This is a genomic window from Indioceanicola profundi (assembly GCF_003568845.1).
GTDB lineage: Bacteria > Pseudomonadota > Alphaproteobacteria > Azospirillales > Azospirillaceae > Indioceanicola > Indioceanicola profundi.
Window position 1 is genome coordinate 2,247,239 of the sequence record NZ_CP030126.1, and the last position, 22,165, is coordinate 2,269,403.

At 67.7% G+C, this 22,165-nt stretch carries 16 protein-coding genes; 4 read left to right on the forward strand and 12 right to left on the reverse strand.

Features of this window, described 5'->3' with window-relative positions; genetic code table 11:
• Positions 1–2 precede the first annotated feature (2 nt).
• Positions 3–536, forward strand: a complete 534-nt coding sequence (locus DOL89_RS24880) for a hypothetical protein (protein ID WP_162937458.1) — start codon at positions 3–5, stop codon at positions 534–536.
• Here DOL89_RS24880 and DOL89_RS10745 read toward each other — a convergent pair.
• The gene (locus tag DOL89_RS10745) at positions 533–3,844 is read right to left on the reverse strand and encodes a DUF3971 domain-containing protein (protein ID WP_162937459.1); all 3,312 of its coding nucleotides are present in this window, start codon (positions 3,842–3,844) and stop codon (positions 533–535) included. The genes DOL89_RS24880 and DOL89_RS10745 overlap by 4 nt on opposite strands.
• A gap of 136 nt (positions 3,845–3,980) precedes the next feature.
• Between DOL89_RS10745 and DOL89_RS10750 the strand changes: the two genes are divergently transcribed.
• The gene (locus DOL89_RS10750) at positions 3,981–6,950 is read left to right on the forward strand and encodes a bifunctional [glutamine synthetase] adenylyltransferase/[glutamine synthetase]-adenylyl-L-tyrosine phosphorylase (RefSeq protein ID WP_119679148.1); all 2,970 of its coding nucleotides are present in this window, start codon (positions 3,981–3,983) and stop codon (positions 6,948–6,950) included.
• Between the two features lie 88 nt (positions 6,951–7,038).
• Positions 7,039–7,503 carry a peroxiredoxin gene (locus tag DOL89_RS10755; RefSeq protein WP_119679149.1) on the forward strand — a complete coding sequence of 155 codons (465 nt, stop codon included), beginning with the start codon at positions 7,039–7,041 and terminating at the stop codon, positions 7,501–7,503.
• Between the two features lie 58 nt (positions 7,504–7,561).
• Here DOL89_RS10755 and pgi read toward each other — a convergent pair whose 3' ends face one another.
• The 11 genes from pgi to DOL89_RS10810 form a co-directional block, all read right to left on the reverse strand.
• Positions 7,562–9,256, reverse strand: a complete 1,695-nt coding sequence (pgi, locus tag DOL89_RS10760) for a glucose-6-phosphate isomerase (protein ID WP_119679150.1) — start codon at positions 9,254–9,256, stop codon at positions 7,562–7,564.
• An 87-nt stretch (positions 9,257–9,343) separates the two neighbouring features.
• Positions 9,344–9,724: a hypothetical protein gene (locus DOL89_RS10765; protein ID WP_119679151.1), complete on the reverse strand. Its 381-nt coding sequence runs from the start codon at positions 9,722–9,724 to the stop codon at positions 9,344–9,346.
• A 143-nt stretch (positions 9,725–9,867) separates the two neighbouring features.
• Positions 9,868–11,220: a M16 family metallopeptidase gene (locus tag DOL89_RS10770; RefSeq protein ID WP_119679152.1), complete on the reverse strand. Its 1,353-nt coding sequence runs from the start codon at positions 11,218–11,220 to the stop codon at positions 9,868–9,870.
• The gene (locus DOL89_RS10775; RefSeq protein WP_119679153.1) at positions 11,217–12,623 is read right to left on the reverse strand and encodes a M16 family metallopeptidase; all 1,407 of its coding nucleotides are present in this window, start codon (positions 12,621–12,623) and stop codon (positions 11,217–11,219) included. The genes DOL89_RS10770 and DOL89_RS10775 overlap by 4 nt, the downstream gene beginning before the upstream one ends.
• A 216-nt stretch (positions 12,624–12,839) precedes the next feature.
• A complete protein-coding gene (locus DOL89_RS10780) occupies positions 12,840–13,334 on the reverse strand; it encodes a DUF3035 domain-containing protein (RefSeq protein WP_119679154.1) in 495 nt (164 codons plus the stop codon).
• 68 nt (positions 13,335–13,402) lie between these two features.
• A complete protein-coding gene (lspA, locus tag DOL89_RS10785) occupies positions 13,403–13,948 on the reverse strand; it encodes a signal peptidase II (protein ID WP_119679155.1) in 546 nt (181 codons plus the stop codon).
• A complete protein-coding gene (ileS, locus tag DOL89_RS10790; RefSeq protein WP_119679156.1) occupies positions 13,948–16,794 on the reverse strand; it encodes an isoleucine--tRNA ligase in 2,847 nt (948 codons plus the stop codon). The genes lspA and ileS overlap by 1 nt, the downstream gene beginning before the upstream one ends.
• A 203-nt stretch (positions 16,795–16,997) precedes the next feature.
• Complete coding sequence (locus DOL89_RS10795) at positions 16,998–17,435, reverse strand: type II toxin-antitoxin system VapC family toxin (RefSeq protein WP_119679157.1); 438 nt, start codon at positions 17,433–17,435, stop codon at positions 16,998–17,000.
• The gene (locus DOL89_RS10800; protein WP_404813461.1) at positions 17,432–17,629 is read right to left on the reverse strand and encodes a hypothetical protein; all 198 of its coding nucleotides are present in this window, start codon (positions 17,627–17,629) and stop codon (positions 17,432–17,434) included. The genes DOL89_RS10795 and DOL89_RS10800 overlap by 4 nt, the downstream gene beginning before the upstream one ends.
• Before the next feature lie 149 nt (positions 17,630–17,778).
• Positions 17,779–18,714, reverse strand: a complete 936-nt coding sequence (locus tag DOL89_RS10805; protein WP_119679159.1) for a bifunctional riboflavin kinase/FAD synthetase — start codon at positions 18,712–18,714, stop codon at positions 17,779–17,781.
• A 127-nt stretch (positions 18,715–18,841) separates the two neighbouring features.
• Positions 18,842–20,902, reverse strand: coding sequence for an elongation factor G (locus tag DOL89_RS10810; RefSeq protein WP_119679160.1), 2,061 nt, complete (start codon positions 20,900–20,902; stop codon positions 18,842–18,844).
• Positions 20,903–21,154: 252 nt separating this feature from the next.
• On the opposite strand from DOL89_RS10810, the gene msrP reads away from it, so the two are divergent.
• Entirely contained in the window at positions 21,155–22,135 is a 981-nt protein-coding gene (msrP, locus tag DOL89_RS10815) for a protein-methionine-sulfoxide reductase catalytic subunit MsrP (RefSeq protein ID WP_119679161.1), read from the forward strand.
• The last annotated feature ends 30 nt before the right edge of the window (positions 22,136–22,165 follow it).

The following is a 22,165-nucleotide window of genomic DNA, read 5'->3' on the forward strand; positions in this document are numbered from 1 at the left end:
GCATGCGCGGCGATTCCACGGGATACGGACAGGCGGCTGGCCGCCGGGCGGGCGGGCTGCTGCTGATCCTCGCCCTGCTGCTGCCCTTCGGGCTGCTGGTGCTGCCCACGACGCTTCTGCTGCTCGCGGGAATGATCCCTACCCTGGTGGCGCTGGTGGTGGACCGGGACCCGGACAAGTCGGCGACGTTGACCGTCGGAGCCCTGAATTTCTGTGGGATCATGCCGTTCTGCATCCGGCTCTGGCAGGATGGGCACACGGCGGAGCTTTCGTTCCGGATGTTGGCGAACCCGACCACCTGGCTCCTCGCCTACAGCGCGGCGGCCGCTGGCTGGCTGATCTATTTCATGGTGCCGCGCGTCGTGGCAGGCTTCAGCATCTCCCGTGATCAGGCCCGCATCCGCGATCTGGAAGCCGCCCGCACCGACCTGGTCCGGGACTGGGGGCCGGACGTCGCCGGCCAGCCGAAGGAGGCCGGCGGCGAAGCGCCCGCCTCCGCACCTTCCCTCATAGCCCCCGTCCGGGGCGAGCCCTAACCCGGCGCCGCGCCGGACGCCTGCCCTGCGCCGGGAGACGGCTCCACCGGCGTAGGCGTCACCGGAATCGGTTCCAGCGGCGCCGGTTCCACGGCGGCAGGCCCCGTGCTGCGGCCCGGGTCCGTCGGGAGGATGGGCATCGTCGTGTTGTCCTGTCCGGGGACCGGCTGATCCTTCGGCACACGCCCCGCCTCTCCGGCCGGCTGCCCCATGAAGAACAGGTTGCGCAGGAAGCCCGGCGTCAGCATCGCCAGCGGGTTGACCCCGATCTGGAGATCGCCCAACGGTCCGCGGACATTGTAGGTAGCGGCGAACAGCCCCTGCCCTTCCCCTCCCACCAGCAGATCGCCCACGAGCGGTATGGCGCCCAGGAGCTTGTTGACGGTAGAGAACGGAACCACCGTGCCCTGCAGGTCGGCACGGCCTTCATCCACATTCACCTCGCCCTCCAGCGTCAGGCCGACGGCGTTGCCGGAGGTACGGACATCCCGGAAGGTGATGCCGCGATCATGCCAGAAGAACTCCCCCGCCAGACGGGAGAAGGACAGCGGAGAGCCGGAAAGGAACTCGGCGAAGCCCTGCGGGCTGGCGGCGGAGAGCAGACGGGCCAGAACCGGCGCATCCTGGACCTGATAGTCGCGCATATCGATCTTTCCGGCCACGGTCCGGGCCGGGTCCGCCGGGTCGCTTCGCCCTGTCACCAGCAGCTTTCCGCCGCGGACATAGTTCAGCAGCCCCAGGTCGCGCAGGGTGGCGCCGGCATCGTCGCTTTCCAGGGTCAGCAGCAGGCTCTGCCCCTCCGGCCAGTAGCGCAGCTTCAGCGGCGCGCCTTCGCCGACGGTGGCGTTCAGAGTGGCATTCCGCCAGTGGCCGTCGATCCGGCTGGCCGTGCCCACCGCCGACCGGATCGTCTGCCCCTCATCGCCCGTCGTGACCCTGGCGATGTCGAAGGCGATGTCCAGCGGCAGCTCCGGCCCATCCTCCTCCGTTTCCGGCGGCGCTTCCTCGCGGTCCTTGCCACGACCAAGGAAAGGCCGTGCGTCGAAGTCGGAGCCGGTGACCGCCAGGGTCTTGGTGCCGTCCCGGGTGCTGGTCATCTCGAGCCGGGCGTTCGTCTCGGCGCCCAGCCGGAAACTGTCCAGCTCAAGTCGGGCGATCCGGAAATCCTCAGGCCAGAGCCGCATCCGCCCCATGGTCGTCAGTTCGCGGGTGACCACGCGGAACTCGGGCAGCAGCGTGGGCTTGCCGTCCACGAACTCCACCACCAGATCGGCGCGCCCGGGAATGCCGGGCGGCTTCTCCCAATCCATCAGGTCGATCCGCAGGGTGGAAGGTGCGATATCCACCTCCGCCTCGATCCGCTGCGGTTTGCCGCGCGGCCGCAGATAGGTCAGGTCCACCTTCGCCGGGCCGTTGAGCCAGTCCGGAAAGTCCAGCCTGAAGCGGCTCCGCTCCTCGTCGTCGAGTTCCGCCAGGACACGGACTTTCGTGCCGATGTCCGCGGTGTCGGAGAAAACCTCCGACCACACCACGCGGGAGGGTACGCCGTTGAGCAGCGCGGTGCCGGACATGGCGAGCTCGTCGCCGGTGACCGACAGGTCCAGCGTACCCTCCGACGCATCGATGTCGGCGACGAGGTCGGGGATCGAAACGTCCGTGAGATGCGCGGTCGCGGCGATCCGCACATCCTCCATCCGCAGATCCTTGATCAGCGGAAAAGCGAAGCGCAGATCGGCCAGCGCCTGCCCGTCCACCGTCTCCGGCTTGAGGCCGATGCGGGCCGGATAGCCCAGCGGTTCGTGGTTCAGGACGGTCAGCGCATCGGCCAACGGACCCTGCAGTGGCACCTGGATGTCGATGGAATGGGAGGAGGTGTCCAGGCCCAGGATGCGGACCCGGCCGTCGCTGGCGCGCAGCCCGTACAGGCTACCCTGGCTGACGGCGATATCCAGCACCTTGCCGTCGAAGGTGGCGGTGCCCGCCACGTTCCGCAGGGGCGGCAGAGGCTTGCGGTAGTGCAGGGTGAATCCGGACAGGCTGATGCGCCCATCCATCTTCGTGACGGACAGCTCCTGCGGCCGGTCCACCGGGGCTGTTCCCTCCAGCGCGAAGCTGGTGCGGTCGAAGCTGCCCCGCTCCATATTGCCGACCATCCAGGAGCGGACCCCCTCCGCCACGCCGGCCGGCCAGTAGCGCGGCAGCTCTTCCATGGGAAGGTCGGCGAGGTCCGCCGCCACTGCCACATTCAACTCCCGACCCTGCTGGCGCACGTCGCCCGTCACGGTCAGGAGCGGGCGGCCGAGGTCGAGCGCGAACTGCTCCAGCCGGAGATGCTGGCCGGCCTCGTCCAGGCGGCCTTGCAGCCGGACTCCTTCCAGCGCCACCGGTTCGGGCAGATGTTCCGGCAGGGACAGGGTGCCGGCCCCGCCGGCCAGGTCGATGGACAGACTCTGCGGCGCGAAACCGGCATCCAGGTCCAGGGTCACCGTCCCGGCGAAGGCGACGTCCAGCGCGCCAAGGGGCCCCAGAACCGGCGCCACCTCCCCGAAATCGGATGGCCGCACGTCCGCCAGCGCGGTGCGGAGCGAGAGCCCCCCATCGACGGCACGGTAGCTCACCTGCGCGGCCAAGCGGTTGACGCGCCCGCCGAGATCGATATCCGCCTCCGCCGTGCCGCGGATGCCCTGCCCGTCCCGCAGCAGGATCAGCGACACGTCGGGCGCGGTCCAGAGCGCACCGGTCTGGCGGTTCTCCACCCACAGGCTGGCGCGCGTGATGCGCAGTTCCGTCAGCGCGCCGAGCGGTTCCGTCGGGTCGGGCGGGGACCGCAGGGCGGTCAGCAGGTCGTCCAGGATGCGGCTACCGGCCTGCGGGTCGGACGAGTCCTCATCCCCATCGCGGATGTCCAGCCGGAACTTGCCTTCCTCCGTGCGGATGGCCGCGATGGTCGGTTCCACCACCTCGATCCGGGTGGGCGCGACACGCGCCTGCAGCAGGGCCGGCAGGGAGAAGGCGATGCTGAGTTCGGGGATATTCGCTACCGGCTGGCCGGATTCGCCGAAAGCGGTCAGGTCGACCGCCCGGACGTTGATCGGCGCCCCGAATCCGCCCCAGCTCAGCACCGTGCTGCCGACATCGACCCGCATCGGGGCCTGCTGATTGATGGCCTGCTCGAGATAGGGGGTCAGCCAGCCCACTTCCAAGGGACCCTGCTGGAGCCGCCAGGCCAGTATCCCCCCGCCTACGGCCGCCATGCCAAGCACGCCGGCGGCTACTTCCAGGACGATCAGGGCACTGTGACGAAGCATTCGGTCTGTCTTGGAACGCGGAACGGGACCCGCCCCGGCCCGGTTGGGCGGGGATGTGGCAGGCTTGACCCCGGGTTCGGCGGGGGCGCAGTCTTCCTGCCCACCTTCATCGCTGGGATAGCCGGGTCCGCCAGTCATGTCCAATCGAGAAAATCCTCCGCTGGCAAGCGATCCGCAACTCCTCACAGTAGGGCTGGAGCGCTGGCTGGAGGCCGCCTCATCCGATCCGGAACTGGCCGCCTTCGCTACGGCCGCCCTGGAAGATGCCCGAACCCGCTCCCTGCTGAAAGCCATCCTTGGCAATAGCCCATATCTATCGCAGAGCCTGGTGCGGGAGCAGCCTTTCGTCCGCCATCTCCTGACCGTCGGCTATGACGCCGCCTTCGCACAGCTTCTGGCGGAGTTGCGCCAGGATTATGGCGACGAGCGGGACACGGCGAAGCTGATGCGGGGATTGCGGCTGGCGAAGCGGCGGGCCGCCCTGCTGATCGCCATGGCCGATATCGCCGGCGCGTGGCCGCTGATGCAGGTGACGGGCGCGCTCAGCGACCTGGCGGAAGCCTGCCTGCAACTGGCCTGCGCCCACCTGCTGCGCAACGCGGCCCGGCCGGGTCGCCTGGAACTGGCCCATCCGGACGATCCCTGCCGCGACAGCGGCCTCATCGTCCTCGCCATGGGCAAGTTCGGCGCGCGTGAGCTGAACTACTCCTCCGACATCGATCTGATCGTTCTCTATGATGACGGCATCGTCCGGGTGCCGGAGGATGAGATGTCCCGCACCTTCGTCCGCATCGCGCGCGAGCTGGTGCGGATCATGGAGGAGCGGACGGGGGACGGATACGTGTTCCGCACCGATCTTCGCCTGCGCCCCGATCCCGGCGCCACCCCGCTGGCCGTCAGCGTCAGCGCTGCGGAGGCCTATTACGGCTCCCTGGGCCAGAACTGGGAGCGGGCGGCGATGATCAAGGCCCGACCGGTGGCCGGCGATCTGAAGGCCGGGGACGGCTTCATGCAGATCATCCGGTACTTCGTCTGGCGCTCCAGCCTGGATTTCGCGGCCATCCAGGACATCCATTCCATCAAGCGGCAGATCGGCACCCACAAGGGCCACCGGGAGAAGACCGTCAACGGGCACAACATCAAGATCGGCCGCGGCGGCATCCGGGAGATCGAGTTCTTCGCCCAGACCCAGCAGTTGATCTATGGCGGCCGGGAATTTCCCCTGCGGGCGCCCGCCACGCTGGATGCACTGGACGCGCTGGTGGAAGCCGGCCGGGTGGAACGGCGCGTCGCCGATGAGCTTGGGGAGTGCTACCGCTTCCTGCGCACGGTGGAGCACCGTCTTCAGATGGTGGACGACCACCAGACGCATGAACTGCCGAAGACCGATGAGGGTGTCGCGAAGATCGCCGCTTTCCTCGGCTATGCCGACCCGCAGGCCTTCCGCGACGATCTCTACGGCACGCTGACCAGGGTGGAGGATCACTATGCCCGCCTGTTCGAGGAGGCGCCGCCCCTCTCCGGCCCTGGCAACCTGGTCTTCACCGGCACCGAGAACGATCCGGAGACGCTGGAGACCCTGCGCTCGCTCGGCTTCCAGAACCCCGCCGTCATCGCCGGGCAGATCCGCGGCTGGCACCATGGCCGCTACCGCGCCACCCGCAGCACGCGGGCGCGGGAGCTGCTGACCGAGTTGACGCCCACGCTGCTGGAGACCATCGGGCGGACCCCGAATCCGGATCAGGCCTTCCTCAAGTTCGACGAGTTCCTGGCCCGCCTGCCGGCCGGCGTGCAGCTTTTCAGCCTGTTCTACGCCAACCCCAACCTGCTTGAGCTGGTGGCCGAGGTGATGGGCACGGCCCCCCGGCTGGCAGACATCCTGTCCAACCGCCCGGCGGAGCTGGACGCCGTGCTGACCCCCGGCTTCTTCGGCCCCCTGCCGGACCGGGAGGAGCTGGAGGCCAGCTTCGCCGAGCTGATCGGCACGGCCCAGGGGTTCGAAGAAACGCTGAATCTGGCGCGGCGCTGGACCAATGAGCGGCGGTTCCGCGCCGGGGTTCACATCCTGCGCAACATCACCGACGCCGACCGTTGCGGCCCCTTCCTGACCGAACTGGCGGAAGTGGCGCTGGCCGGCATGCAGGAGGCGGTGGAGGAGGAGTTCGCCAAGCGCCACGGCCGCTTCCCCGGCGCCGGCTTCGCCATTGTCGCCATGGGGCGGCTGGGCGCGCGGTCGCTGTCGCTCCGCTCCGACCTGGACATGATCACGGTCTATGAGGTGCCGGAGGGGCTGACCATGTCGGACGGGGACAGGCCGCTGTCGCCCAACGACTATTTCATCAAGCTGACCCAGCGTCTGATGAACGCCATCACCGCCCCCACGGCGGAGGGGTGCCTGTATGAGGTGGACATGCGCCTGCGCCCCAGCGGCAATGCCGGACCGCTGGCTGTCAGCTTCGAATCCTTCGGCAAGTACCAGCGGGAGAATGCCTGGACCTGGGAGCACATGGCGCTGACTCGCGCCCGGGTCATCACCGGTCCGATTGACCTGCGCTGGCGGCTGACGGAGACAATCACCGACGTCCTGACCGCACCGCGGGAACATGAACGCCTGCTGCGCGACGTGGCCAGCATGCGCCTGCGCATCGACCAGCAGCACCGCACCGCCGACGTCTGGGAGGTGAAGCATGTGCGCGGCGGCATGGTCGACATCCAGTTCATCGCCCAGTACCTGATGCTGCGCCATGCGGCGGAACGGCCGGAAATCCTGGAACAGAACACCACGGGCGCACTGGCCTGGCTGGGCGATACCGGCCTGTTGGAGTTGAACGTCGCGCGGGAGCTGATCGAGGCCATGAAGCTCTGGCGGCGCGTCCAGGGCTTCATCCGTCTGACGACAGAGGGGAAGTTCCGCGCCGCGGACGCGCCGGCCGCCCTGAAGGTCGGGCTGGTGCGGGCCTGCTTCCCGGAGGAGGCGGACAAGCTGTCCTTCGAGGCGTGCGAATCCCGCCTGCGCGCCATGGCCGCGGCCGTCTATGCCCGGTTCCAGGAGATCGTCGAACTGCCGGCGGCCGCCCTTCCGCCAGTTACGGGGATTGCCCACTAGAAGCGGACGCTGCCGGGTCCGGCTTGACTCGGCAGCACTCCCCTTGAATTCTCGCCCGGCCTGTCACCACCAGAATCGAGAAGAGCGTATGAGCGTCGAGATCGGCTCCCCCGCCCCGGACTTTACCCTGCCCACGGATGGCGGCGGCAGCGTCACGCTATCGGGCCTGAAGGGCAGGACGGTGATCGTCTATTTCTACCCGAAGGACGACACTTCGGGCTGCACCAAGCAGGCCTGCACCTTCGGCGTGTCGTTGCCGGACTTCAGCGCTGCGGACGCCATTATCATCGGCATCAGCAAGGATTCGGTCGCCAGCCACGACAAGTTCAAGGCCAAGTACAACCTGCCCTTCACCCTCGCCTCCGACGCCGGATCGGACGTGACGGAGCGCTATGGCTCCTGGGTCGAGAAATCCATGTACGGCCGCAAATACATGGGCATCGACCGCTCGACCTTCCTGATCGACAAGGATGGCGTCGTCCGCGGCGTCTGGCGCAAGGTCAAGGTGCCCGGCCATGTGGAAGAGGTGCTGAAGGCGGCGCAGGCATTGTAGTCGCGATCCGGACGAGGATGCGCGCCGTCGTCGGCGCGCACCTCCAACCGGCCAGGACTCACCCCACCTGCCCGGCCCGGATCGTCCGGATCAGCCCGGTGGTGGAGGCGTCGTGGGGCTTCGCCTCCCCACCTTCCAGCTCCGGCAGGATGGCCTTTGCGAGCTGCTTGCCCAGTTCCACGCCCCACTGGTCGAAGCTGTTGATGTTCCAGATCACGCCCTGGACGAACACCTTGTGCTCGTACAGCGCGATCAGCATGCCGAGGCGGTAGGGGTCCACCTCATCCAGCAGGATGGTGTTGGTCGGGCGGCTGCCGGGGAAGATCTTGTGCGGCAGCAGCTCCTCCAGCGCCGGGCCGGACTTGCCCTCCTTCTCCAGCTCGGCCCGCACCTCCCCGCCCGTCTTGCCGGTCAGCAGCGCCTCGGTCTGGGCCAGGGCGTTGGACAGCAGGATGGGGTGGTGGCGGCCCAGCGGGTTCTGCGTCTTCACCGGCGCGATGAAGTCGCAGGGGATCAGGTGCGTGCCCTGGTGGATGAGCTGGTAGAAGGCGTGCTGGCCGTTGGTCCCCGGCTCCCCGAAGATGATGGGACCGGTGGCGTAGTCCACCGGCCGCCCCTCCCGGTCCACGCCCTTCCCGTTGCTCTCCATATCCAATTGCTGGAGATATGCGGGGAAGCGGGCCAGGTACTGGTCGTAAGGCAGCACGGCATGGGCCGTCGCCCCCCAGAAATTGACGTACCAGACGCCCAGCAGCCCGAGGATCACCGGCATGTTCCGGTCCAGCGGGGCTGTGCGGAAATGCTCGTCCATCGCATGGCCGCCGGCCAGGAATTCGGTGAAGCGGTCGGGGCCGATCATCAGGGCGATGGGCAGGCCGATGGCGGACCACAGGCTGTAGCGTCCGCCGACCCAGTCCCAGAAGCCGAACATGTTGGCGGGGTCGATGCCGAACTTCCGCACCTCCGCCTCGTTGGTGGAGACGGCGACGAAATGCTTCGCCACCTCCTGCTCCGGCCCGCCCTGCGCCAGGAACCAGTCGCGGGCGGAGTGGGCGTTGGTCAACGTTTCCTGCGTGGTGAAAGTCTTGGAGGCGACGATGAACAGGGTCGTCTCCGGATCGACGCGCTTCAGCACCTCCGCCAGATGGGTGCCGTCGACGTTGGAGACGAAATGGGCGGTGAGGCGCGGATGCCCCCAAGGGGCCAGCGCCTGGGCCGCCATGGCGGGGCCGAGGTCGGAACCGCCGATGCCGATATTGACGATGTCGGTGATGGGCTTGCCGGTCCAGCCTGTCCATTCGCCGGAGCGCACCCGCTCACAGAAGGCGAACATGCGGTCCAGCACGCCCTGCACCTCCGGCATCACATCCTTGCCGTCAACCAGCACCGGCCGGCCGGACCGGTTGCGGAGTGCCGTATGCAGGACGGCGCGGTCCTCCGTGCTGTTGATCCGCTCGCCCGCGAACATGGCGTCGCGCCAGCCCTCCAGCCCGCGGTCGCGGGCCAGATCGGTCAGCAGCCTCACCGTTTCCGCCGTGACCCGGTTCTTGGACCAGTCCAGCAGCATCCCGTCCAGGCGGATGGTGAAGGCGTCGAACCGCTGCGGATCGGCGGCGAACAGGTCGCGCAGGCTGGCGCCCTGCAATTCCTGCCGGTGACGGGCAAGGGCGGCCCAGGCGGGGCTGGCGGTCAGCGACGACCCGCTTGCGTTCTGCACTGCACTTGTACTTGCGCCGGGCAACGGTTCAGACATCGGGCTCTATCCTCAAAAAACGGAATGCCCGATTGATACCATGCCCGGCGCACGTCACAACCCGCCCTGCCGTGAACCACGCGGGAGTTACCCCGCGCGGCGGAGACGGCGCGGCGGCGGGACCAGCGAGCGGGACTTGTGGAACGCTGCCACAGGCTCCGCCGTCGGGAGAGCGGCAGCCGCGGGCCGGGCCGGTGCCGGTGTCAGCGACCCGACCAGATCCGTATGCTCCCGCACCATGTCCTGGAGCACCGCCCACTGGCGGCGGATACGGTCCTCCAGAATCCGCAGACGATGCTGCGTATCGCCAGGGGGCGCCGACACGGCGGCAAGAATTTCCCCGATGCTGGCGTCCTCGGGCGCCAGTCCGACCGATGGGAAACCGATGATGGTGTCATCGGTGAACCCATCGCCCGGCCCGGCGCCGGCGTACTTCCCGACCCTTTTGGTCCGGCTGTATCCGCTCATGAAAGCTTCCTCTCAGCATTTTTGCCGAGAAGAAGATAAGCAATGGCCGTGCCACGAAGGCGGCATCCGGACGCCTGCGAAAGAAAAACCCTCTCCGCCAGTGGGCGAAGAGGGTTCTTGTGGTCCCGTCACAGGGGTGCGGATCAGCTCCGGTCGTCGGCGGCGGCCTTGGTCGGCTCAACCCCGTCCGGCTGTCCGACGATGATGGTGGCGAGCTGCTTGGGCTCCAGCAGCCGCTTGGCCACCGCATTCACCTGCTCCAGCGTCACAGCCTCCACCAGCTCGTTGCGGCGGTTCAGGTAGTCGATGCCGAGATCATCCTCCTGAACCGTCAGCAGAATGCCGGCAATGGCCCCATTGTTGGTGAAGGTCAACGGGTACGAGCCGGTGAGATAGGTCTTGGCATCGTCCAGTTCCTGCTGGGTGATGCCCTGGGCGGCAGTGCGGCCCCAGATCTCCTGGATCAGCGCCGCCGCCTCCTTGGCCTTGTCGTTGGAGGTCGCGCCGCTGACCACCCACAGGGACGCATGGTCGAAGGGCTGGAGCGAGCTGGAGACGCCGTAGGTCAACCCGCGCTGCTCCCGCACCTCGTCCATCAGGCGGGAGGAGAAACCACCGCCGCCCAGCACATAGTTCAGCACGAGCGCCGGGAACCAGTCCGGATCGTTCCGCTTAACGCCCTTGTGGCCCATGATCATGATGGATTGCGGGATGGGCCGGCTCACCACCACCGTCTCCCCCGCCCCCTTGGGCTCGGTATCCGGAATGGTGAAGGGGGCAGTATCTGCCGGGAGGGCACCAAATACCTGGTCCAGCACTTTGGCCAGCTCCTCCGCCGTGATATCGCCGGAGACGCCGATCTTCAGCCGATCCCGGCCCAGCCGCGCCTTAGTGAAGCCCTTCAGATCGTCGGTGGTGATGTTGGAGATGGTCTCGATCGTGCCGCGGCTCGGCTTTCCGTAGGGATGGTCCGGGAACACGGTGCTGGAGAAGGCGAGACCGGCCACGTAGTTCGGGCTGGATGTGGCGCGCTTCAGGCCTGCGATGAGCTGACTGCGGATGCGCTCCACCGCGTCCTTATCGAACCGCGGTTCCGTCAAAGCGAGGCGGAGCAGATCGAACGCCTCCCCCTTCGTCTCCACCAACGTGGTCAGGCTGCCATAGACCGCCTCGCGGTCGGCGCTGAAACCCAGGCTGATGGAATTGTCCTCCAGACGCTTCTGGAATGCCTGGCTGTCCAGCTCGCCAGCTCCCTCGTCCAGCAGGGAGGTCACCATGGTGGCGAGGCCGAGCTTGTCTTCCGGGTCGAGCGCCGATCCGCCCTCGATCCCGAACTGCATGGCGATGATGGGATTCTTCGCATCCCGCACCAGCCAGGCCTCGATCCCGCCCGGGCTCACCACCCGCTCCACGTCGATGGCGTGGGCCGGCAGGGCGAAGAACAGCAGGAACAGGCCGGCGGAAGCGGCTTTCGCGATACGGGTCATCATGATCATCGGGATTTCTCCCCGGCGGCGGGTGCGGCCGGCGCTTCAGCGGTCTGGACATCGGGCAACAGCACGCCGGTGACATGGCCGTTCTGGCTCAGCACGGCGCGGGCCGCTGCATTCACCTGCTCCACCGTCACCGCGGCAATGCGGTCGGGCCAGGCCTCAACATCCTCCACCGTCTGCCCGGTGGTCAGGCCCAGGCCGAAGATGTAGGCGGGACCCTGAAGGCTGTCGCGGGCGAAGATCGCCTCGCGCACCATGCGCTTCTTGGCGGTCTCCACCTCCTCGGCGGTGACGCCGTCGCGCAGCAGTTCGGCCAGCTCCGCCTCCACCGCCTTCTCCACCGTCTCCACATCGCCGCCGGGCAGCGGAGTGGCGGAGACGCCGAGGGTGCCGAGGTCGTAGGCGGAGGGGGAGTAGAACATGGACACGCCGGCGGCGGCCTTGTCCTCCACCACCAGATTCCGGTAGAGCCGCGCCGTGGCCCCGCCGCTCACCACCGTTTCCAAGACCTGCAGGGCATAGGCATGCTCCGTGGCGCCCTGATTGTAGCTGGGGGCCTTCCAGACGCGCTGCCAGCTCGGCTGCTGGACCTGGGGATCGCGCAGGATGATCCGGCGCTCCCCTTCCGTCGGCGGCTCCGTGGTCCGGACCCGCTCCGGCACCTTGCCAGCGGGAGTCTTGCCATAGGTGGACTCCGCCAGCGGCTTCAACTCGGCCGCGGTGACGTCGCCGGAGACGATCAGGATGGCGTTGTTGGGCGCGTACCAGCTCTTGTAGAAATCCAGCGCGTCCTGCTGGTCCAGCGCCGCGATTTCATGCATCCAGCCGATGATCGGCGTGCCGTAGGGATGATGCACGAACAGCATGGCCCATAGCTGTTCCCGCAGGCGGGCGGCAGGGTCGTTCTCGGTGCGCTGGTTGCGCTCCTCCATCACCACCTTGATTTCGGGCGCGACGATCTCCGGCGTGAGCTGGAGGTCGGTCATGCGGTCCGACTCCATCTTCATCACCAGCTCCAGCCGGTCGCGGGCGATGTTCTGGTAATAGCCGGTGTAGTCCCAGGAGGTGAAGGCGTTGTCCTGCCCTCCATTGCGGGCGATGGTGCGGGAGAACTCGCCGGGCTGGATCTCATCCGTGCCCTTGAACATCAGATGTTCCAGGACGTGGGCGATGCCGGACTTGCCCGGCGGGTCGTCGGCAGAGCCGACCTTGTACCAGACCATGTGGCTCACGACCGGAGCCCGCTCGTTCGTGACCACCACCACCTTCATGCCGTTGGCCAGGGTGAAGGTTTCCGGATTGAAAATCTCGGCCCGTGCCGGCGTCGTCGCCAGCGCGGTGGCGGACAGGAACGCGGCGGCCGCCAGGGCGGCCAGCCGGTTCCGGGATCTGGGGGAACGTCGCATGGTCAAGGCCGGACCTCCGCATCTCGGGATATGCTGGGGCGGGACGGCGCGGTCCGCCCCGGATCAGGTCAACAGGATGTGGTCCGGAAGTCACGCCGCGCAACGCCGAACCGCGCACCTGTCGGATTTGTAATGCAGGCCGGCGGGGCCAAGATCCGGATACGAAAAAGGCCCGCACTGGGGCGGGCCTTCGTCGAAGAGTGCGGCAGCGGCGCCTTACTGGGCCGCGCTGCCTGTGCGGGCGATGGTCGGCGGGGCGCCGGTATGGGAGCTGTCGTCCGGCACATCGCCGTCCTGCCAGAACAGCAACCGGTCCAACAGGGTGCGGTTGCCGACGACCACGCCCGGATTCTCCCGATCCACGACGGCACGGATGCTGGGATCGGCCTGATCGGCCCCGGCCTCGACCAGCAGGGCGACTTCGCCCTGGCTCTGGTATACGCTGCCCTGCGGGGCGGCCGCGCCGTCCGTGCCGGCCGCACCGAACAGGGTGGCGGTGGCGCGGCTCTCCTGCGCCAGCTCCTGCGGACGCGGGCTGCCGGGCTGCGGCGGACGCAGGTTGAAGTCGGGCGGCATCTCCAGCGGCGCGCGGGAGACCACGCGGAACTCGTCCGGGGTGCTCTGGTCGAAAACACTGCACCCGGACACCAGGGCCGCCGCCGCCAGTGCCACGACCGGAGCCGCGGCACGCATCATCCTCACCTTACGCATGGTCGCGATCCATACCTTTCCACTACGCGGTCCCGGGCCGTGGCCCCGGTCCTTGACCCAAAGTTCCGTCACTGCCGGTCACGACGGTCGAACAGCCCGTCCGCCACAAGCAGCAGCACGCCGACCACGATGCAACTGTCCGCCACGTTGAAGGCCGGCCAGTGCCAGCCCGCCACATGGACGTCCAGGAAGTCGGCCACCGCGCCGAAGCGCAGCCGGTCGATCACGTTGCCCAGCGCCCCGCCGATGACAAGGCCGATGCACACCGCCTGGAACACCCGGTCGGTCCGACGAAGCCATACCACCAGAAAGGCCGTGATCGCCAGTGCTACCGCGATCAGCACATAAGGCATCAGATCGGCCTCATGCGCGAACATGCCGAAGCTGACGCCGCGGTTCCAGGCCATGACCAGATTGAAGAAGCCGGTCACCTCGATGGGAGGGGCCTGGACCTGACACCAGGGGCCAGACGGCCCGCTGAGGCAGGGAAGCATGACGTCCAGGATCCACCATTTGCTGACCTGGTCCAGCAGCATGGCGATCACGGCGATCCCGAACCCGATGCCCAACATGCGCCGGCGAACGGCCGGCGGGGCGACGGTGTCACCGACCATCAGAACCCCGCATCCAGATGGTCCACCGCATCGGCGCACCGCCGGCACAGGCCCGGATGGGCCGCGACGCTGCCGACCTCCGGCAGAATCCGCCAGCAGCGCTCGCACTTGCCGCCCTCGGCCGTGGCGAAGACCACGCCCACATTGGGCACGTCCGGCAGCGTGAAGGCGCCGGCCGGGGCCAGCCCCTCCTCCACCGTGATGGCGGAGGTGATGCAGATCTCCGCCATGTCCACATCCTCCACCGCATCATGCCAGACGCTGTCGACATACACGGTGGGGGCGGCCTGGAGGGAGGAGCCGATGGCCTTCTCCGCGCGCTTCAACTCCAGCGCGCCGGTGACGACGCGGCGCACCTCGCGCACCTGCGCCCACTTGCCGGCCAGGGCGTCGTTCCGCCACTCCGCCGGGATGTCGGGGAACAGGCGCAGATGCACGCTCTCCGGTCCCGTCGCCCCGCCCTGCTTCAGCCATTCCAGCCACGCCTCCTCCGCCGTGAAGCAGAGGATGGGGGCCAGCCAGGCGGTCAGGCATTCCAGCAGATGCACCATCACCGTGCGGGTCGCCCGCCGCCGGACATCGTCCGGCCGGTCGCAGTACAGGCTGTCCTTGCGGATGTCGAAATAGAGCGCCGACAGGTCCACCGCGCAGAAATTATGAAGCTCGGTCGTCAGCCTGTGCAGGTCGTAGCCGGCGATGCAGTCCCGCACCGTGCCGTCCAGCTCCGCCAAGCGGTGCAGCACCCAGCGCTCCAGATCCGGCATCTCCCCGGCGGGCAGCCGCTCCGCCTCCTTCCAGTCCGCCAGCGCGCCCAGCAGGTAGCGGAGCGTGTTGCGCAGGCGGCGGTAGAGGTCGGCAGTGGATTTCAGGATTTCCGGCCCGATCCGCTGATCCTCGGTGAACTCCGTGTTCATGACCCAGAGGCGCAGGATGTCGGCCCCGTACTCCTCCATCACCTTCTGCGGCGAGACCACGTTGCCCTTGGACTTGGACATCTTCTCGCCGTTCTGGTCCAGCGTGAAGCCGTGGGTCAGGACGGTGTCGTAGGGGGCGCGGCCCAGAGTGCCGCAGGCCTCCAGCAGCGAGGAGTGGAACCAGCCGCGGTGCTGGTCGGAGCCTTCCAGATAGAGGTCCGCCGGCCATTTCAGCTCCGCCCGGTCCTCCATCACGAACTGATGGCTGGAGCCACTCTCGAACCAGACGTCGACGATGTCGAACACCTGCTCGTAGTCATCCGCATTGTAGCCGTTGCCCAGGAACTCCTGCGGGTCCCTGGTGTACCAGACGTCGGCGCCGCCCTCCTCGAACGCATCCTGGATGCGCTTGCACACACCCTCGTCGCAGAGCGGCTTGCCGTCCGCCTTGGACACGAACAGCGCGATGGGCACGCCCCAGGCGCGCTGGCGGCTGATGCACCAGTCCGGACGGCTGGAGATCATGGAATGGATGCGGTTGCGGCCCTGGGCCGGCACCCAACTGGTTTGGTCGATGGCGTCCAGCGCCTTGGCCCGCAGATCGTTCATCTCCATGGAGATGAACCATTGCGGGGTGGTGCGGAAGATCAGCGGGGCCTTGGAACGCCAGGAGTGCGGGTAGCTGTGCTTCAGCCTGCCATGGGCCAGCAGCTTGCCGGCGCCTTTCAGCGCATCCAGCACCCGCGGGCCGGCATCGCCATGCTTGCCGTCGGGCTTGTAGACATAGGCGCCGGCGAACAGCGGCACGCGGTCGAGATAGCGCCCGTCCGGACCCACCGTCTCCGGCACCTCCAGCCCGAATCGGCGGCCGACCTCGAAATCCTCCTCGCCGTGTCCGGGGGCGGTGTGGACGAAGCCGGTGCCGGCATCGTCGGTCACATGCTCGCCCGGCAGCAGCGGCACATCGAACTCATAGCCCTGGCCGCGTAGCGGATGGGCGCAGATGCCGCCCTGCAGGGCGCTGCCGTCCAGCGAGGCGACGAGAGTGAGGGTGGCCTTGGCGTCCTTACCCACCTGCTCCGCCAGGGCGCGGGCCAGCACCAGCTTCTCACCGACCTGGGCAAGGCTGCCTTCCTCGGCCGCCGTGACCTCATAGACGCCGTAGCCGATCTCCGGCCCGAAGGCGACGGCGCGGTTGCCGGGCATGGTCCAGGGCGTGGTGGTCCATATCACCACGGACGCCCCCGCCAGCTCGGGCGTGGAGGGGGTGACGACGGGGAAGCGCACCCAGATCGTGGTGCTGGTCAGGTCGTGGTACTCGACCTCCGCCTCGGCCAGCGCGGTCTTCTCCACCACGCTCCACAGAACAGGCTTGGCGCCCTTGTAGAGGCCGCCATTCAGCAGGAATTTGTGGATCTCGCCGACGATGCGGGCCTCGGCCCGGAAGGTCATGGTGGTGTAGGGATTGTCCCAGTCGCCCTCGACGCCCAGACGCCGGAACTCCTTGGACTGGATGCCGACCCATTCGGCGGCGAACTTGCGGCACTCGTCCCGGAACTGGACCAGCGGCACCTGGTCCTTGTCCTTGCCGGCGGCGCGGTACTTCTCCTCGATCTTCCACTCGATCGGCAGGCCGTGGCAGTCCCAGCCCGGAACATAGGGCGCGTTCCTGCCCAGCATCTGCTGGGACCGGTTCACCACGTCCTTCAGGATCTTGTTCAGCGCATGGCCGATATGGATGTTGCCATTGGCGTAAGGCGGGCCGTCATGCAGCACATAGAGCGGCCGGTCCTTCGCCTCCTCCCGCATGCGGCGGTACAGGCCCATTTCGTCCCAGCGGGCCAGCAGCTCCGGCTCCTTCTTGGGCAGGCCGGCGCGCATGGGGAAATCGGTGCGCGGCAGGAAGACGGTGGATTTGTAGTCGCGGGTCATTTGGGTCCGGGTGTCAGGGGCCTGCGGGCCGGCATCAAGGATGGCCCCGCGGGCAGGATGCGCGGATGAACATGGCGTTTTGACGAACGCCTCGCTTCCCGGCCCTCCTCAGAGGACCGGGCCGATAATTCGCGGGGCTGAACCCGCTATCGCGCGCAAGGCCGGCATCATGGCCGCGGATGTTAGCAGCGAAGCCGGATGGGTCAAGGCGGCAGATTGGCGGGCTGCCATGGGTTGACCAGGGGAACCCCGGCCGCCTGGAAATCCCGGACGTTGCGCGTTGCCAGGACAAGGCCGTGATGCCGCGCGGTTGCGGCGATCAGAAGGTCCGTATGCCCCATGGTCCGGTTTGCGGCCCGCAATTGCTGTGCGATGCGCCGGCTCTCCAGCAGCACGTCCACATCGACCGGGAGAATGCGCCCCGCCCAGTGCGGCAGCAGCCGCTCATCAAGCCACTCGATCAGCACCTTCCGGAAATCGGCATCCGCCGCATTCTCGATCCCGTACCGGATTTCAGCAACCGTTACCGCCGACAGCCTGAGATCTTCGGCACGCAACGCACCGGACCATTCCAGGACCGAGGGGGAACACCTGACCTTCCTGAGCTCGGAGATGACCACAGTATCCAGCAAGACGATCATTCGAAATCGACGTCCCGCACGGGTCCCCGCAGCCCTTCGAACTCAAAATCCAGGTCGCGCAACGGCGAATTCACCAGCACGTCGCGCAGGCTTCCCGGTTCGGCCGGCACCTGCATCCGCGGAGCGCGGGAGGATACGGCAAATCCGGTCCCGTCCTGGGTCAGGATCACCTGCGGCCCTTCCTCCTGTGCCAAGCGAAGCACTTCCTCGAGCCGCCGCGATGCTTCGGCGACAGTCCAGGTCCGCGCCGGCGATGGGCGTGGTGGCTCGTGCTGATCCATGGATCCTCGGCCCTAGGAGATGCTCGGCGCGCAAGGATACAGGATATTCCGATTACCCTCCACTACCCCAACGCAGCCCGTGCCCGCTCCGCATCCGCCGCGATCTGGGACTTGAGCTGGTCGAAGCTGTCGAACCTCATCTCCGGCCGCAGGAAGTGGTGGAGCTGGACGCGGAGGTGGCGGCCGTAGAGGTCTCCGCCGAAGTCGAACAGATGCACCTCCAACCGCTCCACCAGCCCGCCCACGGTGGGGCGGCGGCCGAGGTTGGCGACGCCCTTGTGCCAGACCGTCTCCCCACCCTGGTCGATGCCGGCCAGCACGGCGTAGACGCCGGATTTCGGGCGCTGGTACTCGCCCAGCTCCACATTGGCGGTGGGGAAGCCGATGGTGCGGCCGCGCTTGTCGCCATGCTCCACCCGCCCCTCGATCTCGAAAGGGTGGCCCAGGATGGCGGCGGCCTCGTCGGGGCGGCCCTCGGCCAGCGCCTGCCGCACGCGGGTGGAGGAGAAGACGGCGCCGGCATCGTCCTGCACCGGCACCACCTCCGTCACGCCGAAGCCGTGCCGAGCGCCAATCTCCCGTAGATAGGCGATGTCGCCGCCGCGCTTGTGTCCGAACACGAAGTCATAGCCGGCCACGACATGCCGTGCCCCCAGGTCCCGCACCAGCACCTGCTCCACGAACTGCTGCGCGGTGAGGGAGGAGAAGGCGGCGTCGAAATGCTGCACGAACAGCATGTCCAGCCCCAGCGCCTCCAGCAGCCGCGCCTTGATGCGGAAGGGAGTCAGACGGAAGGGCGGATCGTCCGGGCGGAAGACGCTACGCGGATGCGGCTCGAAGGTCAGCACCGCCGACGGCGCGCCGATTTCCGCCGCGATCCTCTGGGCGGTGGCGATGACGGCCCGGTGACCCCGGTGCACGCCATCGAAATTACCCAGCGCGACGCAGGAGCCCCGCAGCTCGGCCGGAAGGTCGGTGGTATGGCGGAACAGCTTCATGGAGCATGGGTTTAGTCCGCCCGCGCGCCGGGGTCCAGAGGCGGCGTGCGCCGAAAAGGGGACATGCGGGCAGCAGGACAGGCGCGCTGCCCCCGTCAGACAGCGCCCCTGCCCTGCGTTTTCCACCCTACTGGGCCGCCACGCCCGCCGTACGGTCGCCCACCACCCGTTCGGCCATCTTGCCGGTCAACTCCGCCAGATGGGCGAAGCGCGCCGTATAGCTGCCGAGGCCAAGCGTGATGGAGCGAAGCTCCACGATCAGCTCGGCCATGTCCGCCTGGGGTATGTAGGCCTTGACCTCATCCCAGCCGGCCCAGCCGGGCCGCATGTCGAAGCCCAGGATCTGACCGCGCCGCTGGCTGATCATGCGCTGGACCTTGGGCGTGAACTCCGTAGGCGTGGCGAAGGTCACTTCCAGAATCGGTTCCAGCAGGACCGGATCACAGCCGGGCAACGCTTCCGTCAGGGCCTGCCTCCCGGCTGTGCGGAATGCCTGCTCGGAGCTGTCCACGGAATGAAACTGGCCGTTGGTCAGGGCCACCGCGATGTCCACCACGGGGAAGCCGAAAGGTCCGGCCTGCATGGCGTCCCGCACCCCGGCCTCCACCGCCGGGATATAGGTCTTCGGGATCACGCCGCCGACGATGCGGTCCTCGAACCGGAACCCCTCGCCGCGCGAGAGCGGCCTGATCTCCACATGCACGTCGGCGAACTGGCCGTGCCCGCCGGTCTGGCGCTTGAAGCGGGAATGCTGGCTGGCGGGCCGGCGGATGCTCTCACGATAGGGCACCTTGGGTGGCTGACCGGCCACCGGCACGTTCCAGCGTCCGCGCAGCCGGTCCAGCGCGATGGCAAGCTGCATCGGCCCCTGCCCCGCCAGCACCAGTTGCCCCGTTTCCTGCCGGTGGCAGAAGCGCAGCGTGTCATCCTCGTCCACCAGCCTCTGCAAGGCGGCGGTCAGCTTTACCTCATCCGCCCGGTTTTCCGCCTGGAGCGCCAACTCATGGACAGGTTCGGCCGGCTCCGGCCAGTAGGGCGCACGGCCCAGATTGGCGGACGGTGTCAGCAGGTCGCCGGCAGATGCGCCCTCCAGCTTGCCGAAACCGACGATCTCCCCGGCGACGGCGTTTCCGCGCTTGGCCGCAGCACCGCCGATGAAGTCGTAGAGCCCGCTGGTGCGCTCACCGCCCAGGCTCATGCCGTCCTGCGCGGTTCCGCGCCAGATACGCGCCATGGACAGCTTGCCGGCATGGGCGGCGTGGAAGGTCTTGAAGACCTGCACCACGGTCTCGCCCGCCGGTATCTCCAACCGTTCGGCCGTCGTGGCCGCGTCCGGCGCTTCGTGCCGTAACGCCTTCAGAAGCCGCCGGATGCCGTTGTCGCGCTCGGCACAGCCGAGGAAGACAGGAACGATGAGATCGTTCGCCAGATCATGCTTGAGCTGGCCATAGAGCGTCTGCGGATCGGGAACCATATCCTCCAGCAACTGCTCCAGCAGGGCATCGTCGAAATCGGCCAGCGCCTCCAGCATGGACTGGCGGGCATCGTTCTCCCGCTCCTTGACGCAGTCCGGCAGGGGAACCAGATCGCTCGCCCGGCCGGGGCGCCAGCGATAGGCGCGCTCGCTGACCAGATCGACGCAGCCGGTGATTTCGCCATTTTCGCGGATGGGAACTTGGCGCAGCACGACCGGGCGCTGGCTTACCGCCTGCAGCCCTTCCATGATGTCTCGCACGCGCAGGTCGGCGCCCTGGAGTTGGTCCATCTTGTTGATGAAGACCATATGCGGGATCGCAAGCTCGTCCAGGAAGCGCAGGGTCGGACCCAGCGCCCGGACCTTGTCCATCGCGGGCTCACAGACCACGATGACGACATCTGCCACCAGCAGCGCCCGTCCCGCCTCCGCCGCCAGTTCGACGGAGCCGGGGCAGTCGATGAAATTCCAGCGCTCGCCCAGATAGTCGGTGACGGCCAGATTCATGTCCACGCCCATGTGGCGCGCCCGCGCCTCCGGGCTGGCATCGCCGACGCTGGTGCCTTCGGCAACGCTGCCCTTGCGGTGGATGGCCCCGGTTGCCATCAGCAGGCTTTCCAGCAATGTGGTCTTGCCGCACTGATACGGGCCCACGATGGCCGCCACGCGCGGGCCGTTCCCCGCCGCTTCCCCGGTACTTCTGCCGTTGTTCATCGTCCGCCTCCCGGTGAGCTGTCGATCCAGGGGATCGGCGTCCCGGGGCCGGCGGCCAGCGTCCGGCCGGTTGGGCCGCCCGCCGGTCCCGACCGGGGCGCCCTTTCCTCCCGCGGTTATCGAACACCCGCCCCGCACCCGAGTCGAGCGCTTTTCCGGCCAGGGAGGAACTATCCGGTTGACTCGGGCCTGCCACGGTCCAGCCTTCTTCCTGTGGCGGAGTAGCCGGACCAAGCAGCAGGAGGATAGGCGATGCTGATCAGAAGCAGGCGCGGCTGGGAAATGGCGGAGCGGGATGCCACGCCGGAAGGCGTATTCCACGACCGCCGCAGACTGCTGCGCGGCATGGGGATGCTTCCGCTGATGGCTGGAACATTGACCCTGACCGCCTGCGGCGAAGATGCAGCCGCCGTATCCAGCGACGACCCCACCGCCGGCCTGTATCCCGTCCAGCGCAACCCGACCTTCGAACTCGACCGGGCTCTGACGGACGAGGCGGAGGCGACGACCTACAACAACTACTATGAATTCGGCTCCCACAAGACGATCTGGCGCGCGGCGCAGGAGCTTCCGCTCCGCCCCTGGACCGTCCGCTTCGATGGCATGGTGGAGAAGCCGATGGACGTCGATATCGACACTTTGATCAAGGCCATGCCGCTGGAGGAGCGGCTGTATCGCTTCCGCTGCGTGGAGGCCTGGGCCATGGCCGTGCCGTGGAGCGGGTTCCCGATGGCGAAGCTGGTGGAGTATGCAAAGCCCCTCTCATCGGCCCGCTATGTGGTGATGAGCACCTTCGGCGCCGACCACTATCCGGCCCCCGGCCTGCGGCAACGCTGGTACCCCTGGCCCTATCAGGAAGGGCTGACGATCCAGGAGGCCACCAACGAGCTGGCTTTCATCGCCACCGGCCTGTACGGCAAGCCGATCCCCAAGCAGAACGGCGCGCCGCTGCGGCTGGTCGTGCCCTGGAAATACGGCTTCAAGAATGTGAAGTCGCTCGTGCGCTTCCACTTCACCGACAAGCGCCCCACCACGTTCTGGGAAGCAATCGACAGCAACGAGTACGGCTTCTGGGCCAACATCAATCCGGAAGTCCCGCACCCCCGCTGGAGCCAGGCGAGCGAGCGGTTACTGGGAACGGGCGAGACGATGCCGACCCGCATCTACAACGGATATGGTGAATATGTGGCCGATCTCTACAAGGGGTTGGAAGGGGAGCGGCTTTTCACATAACCCTGACAACGGTTTGACAGGCACCGTCCC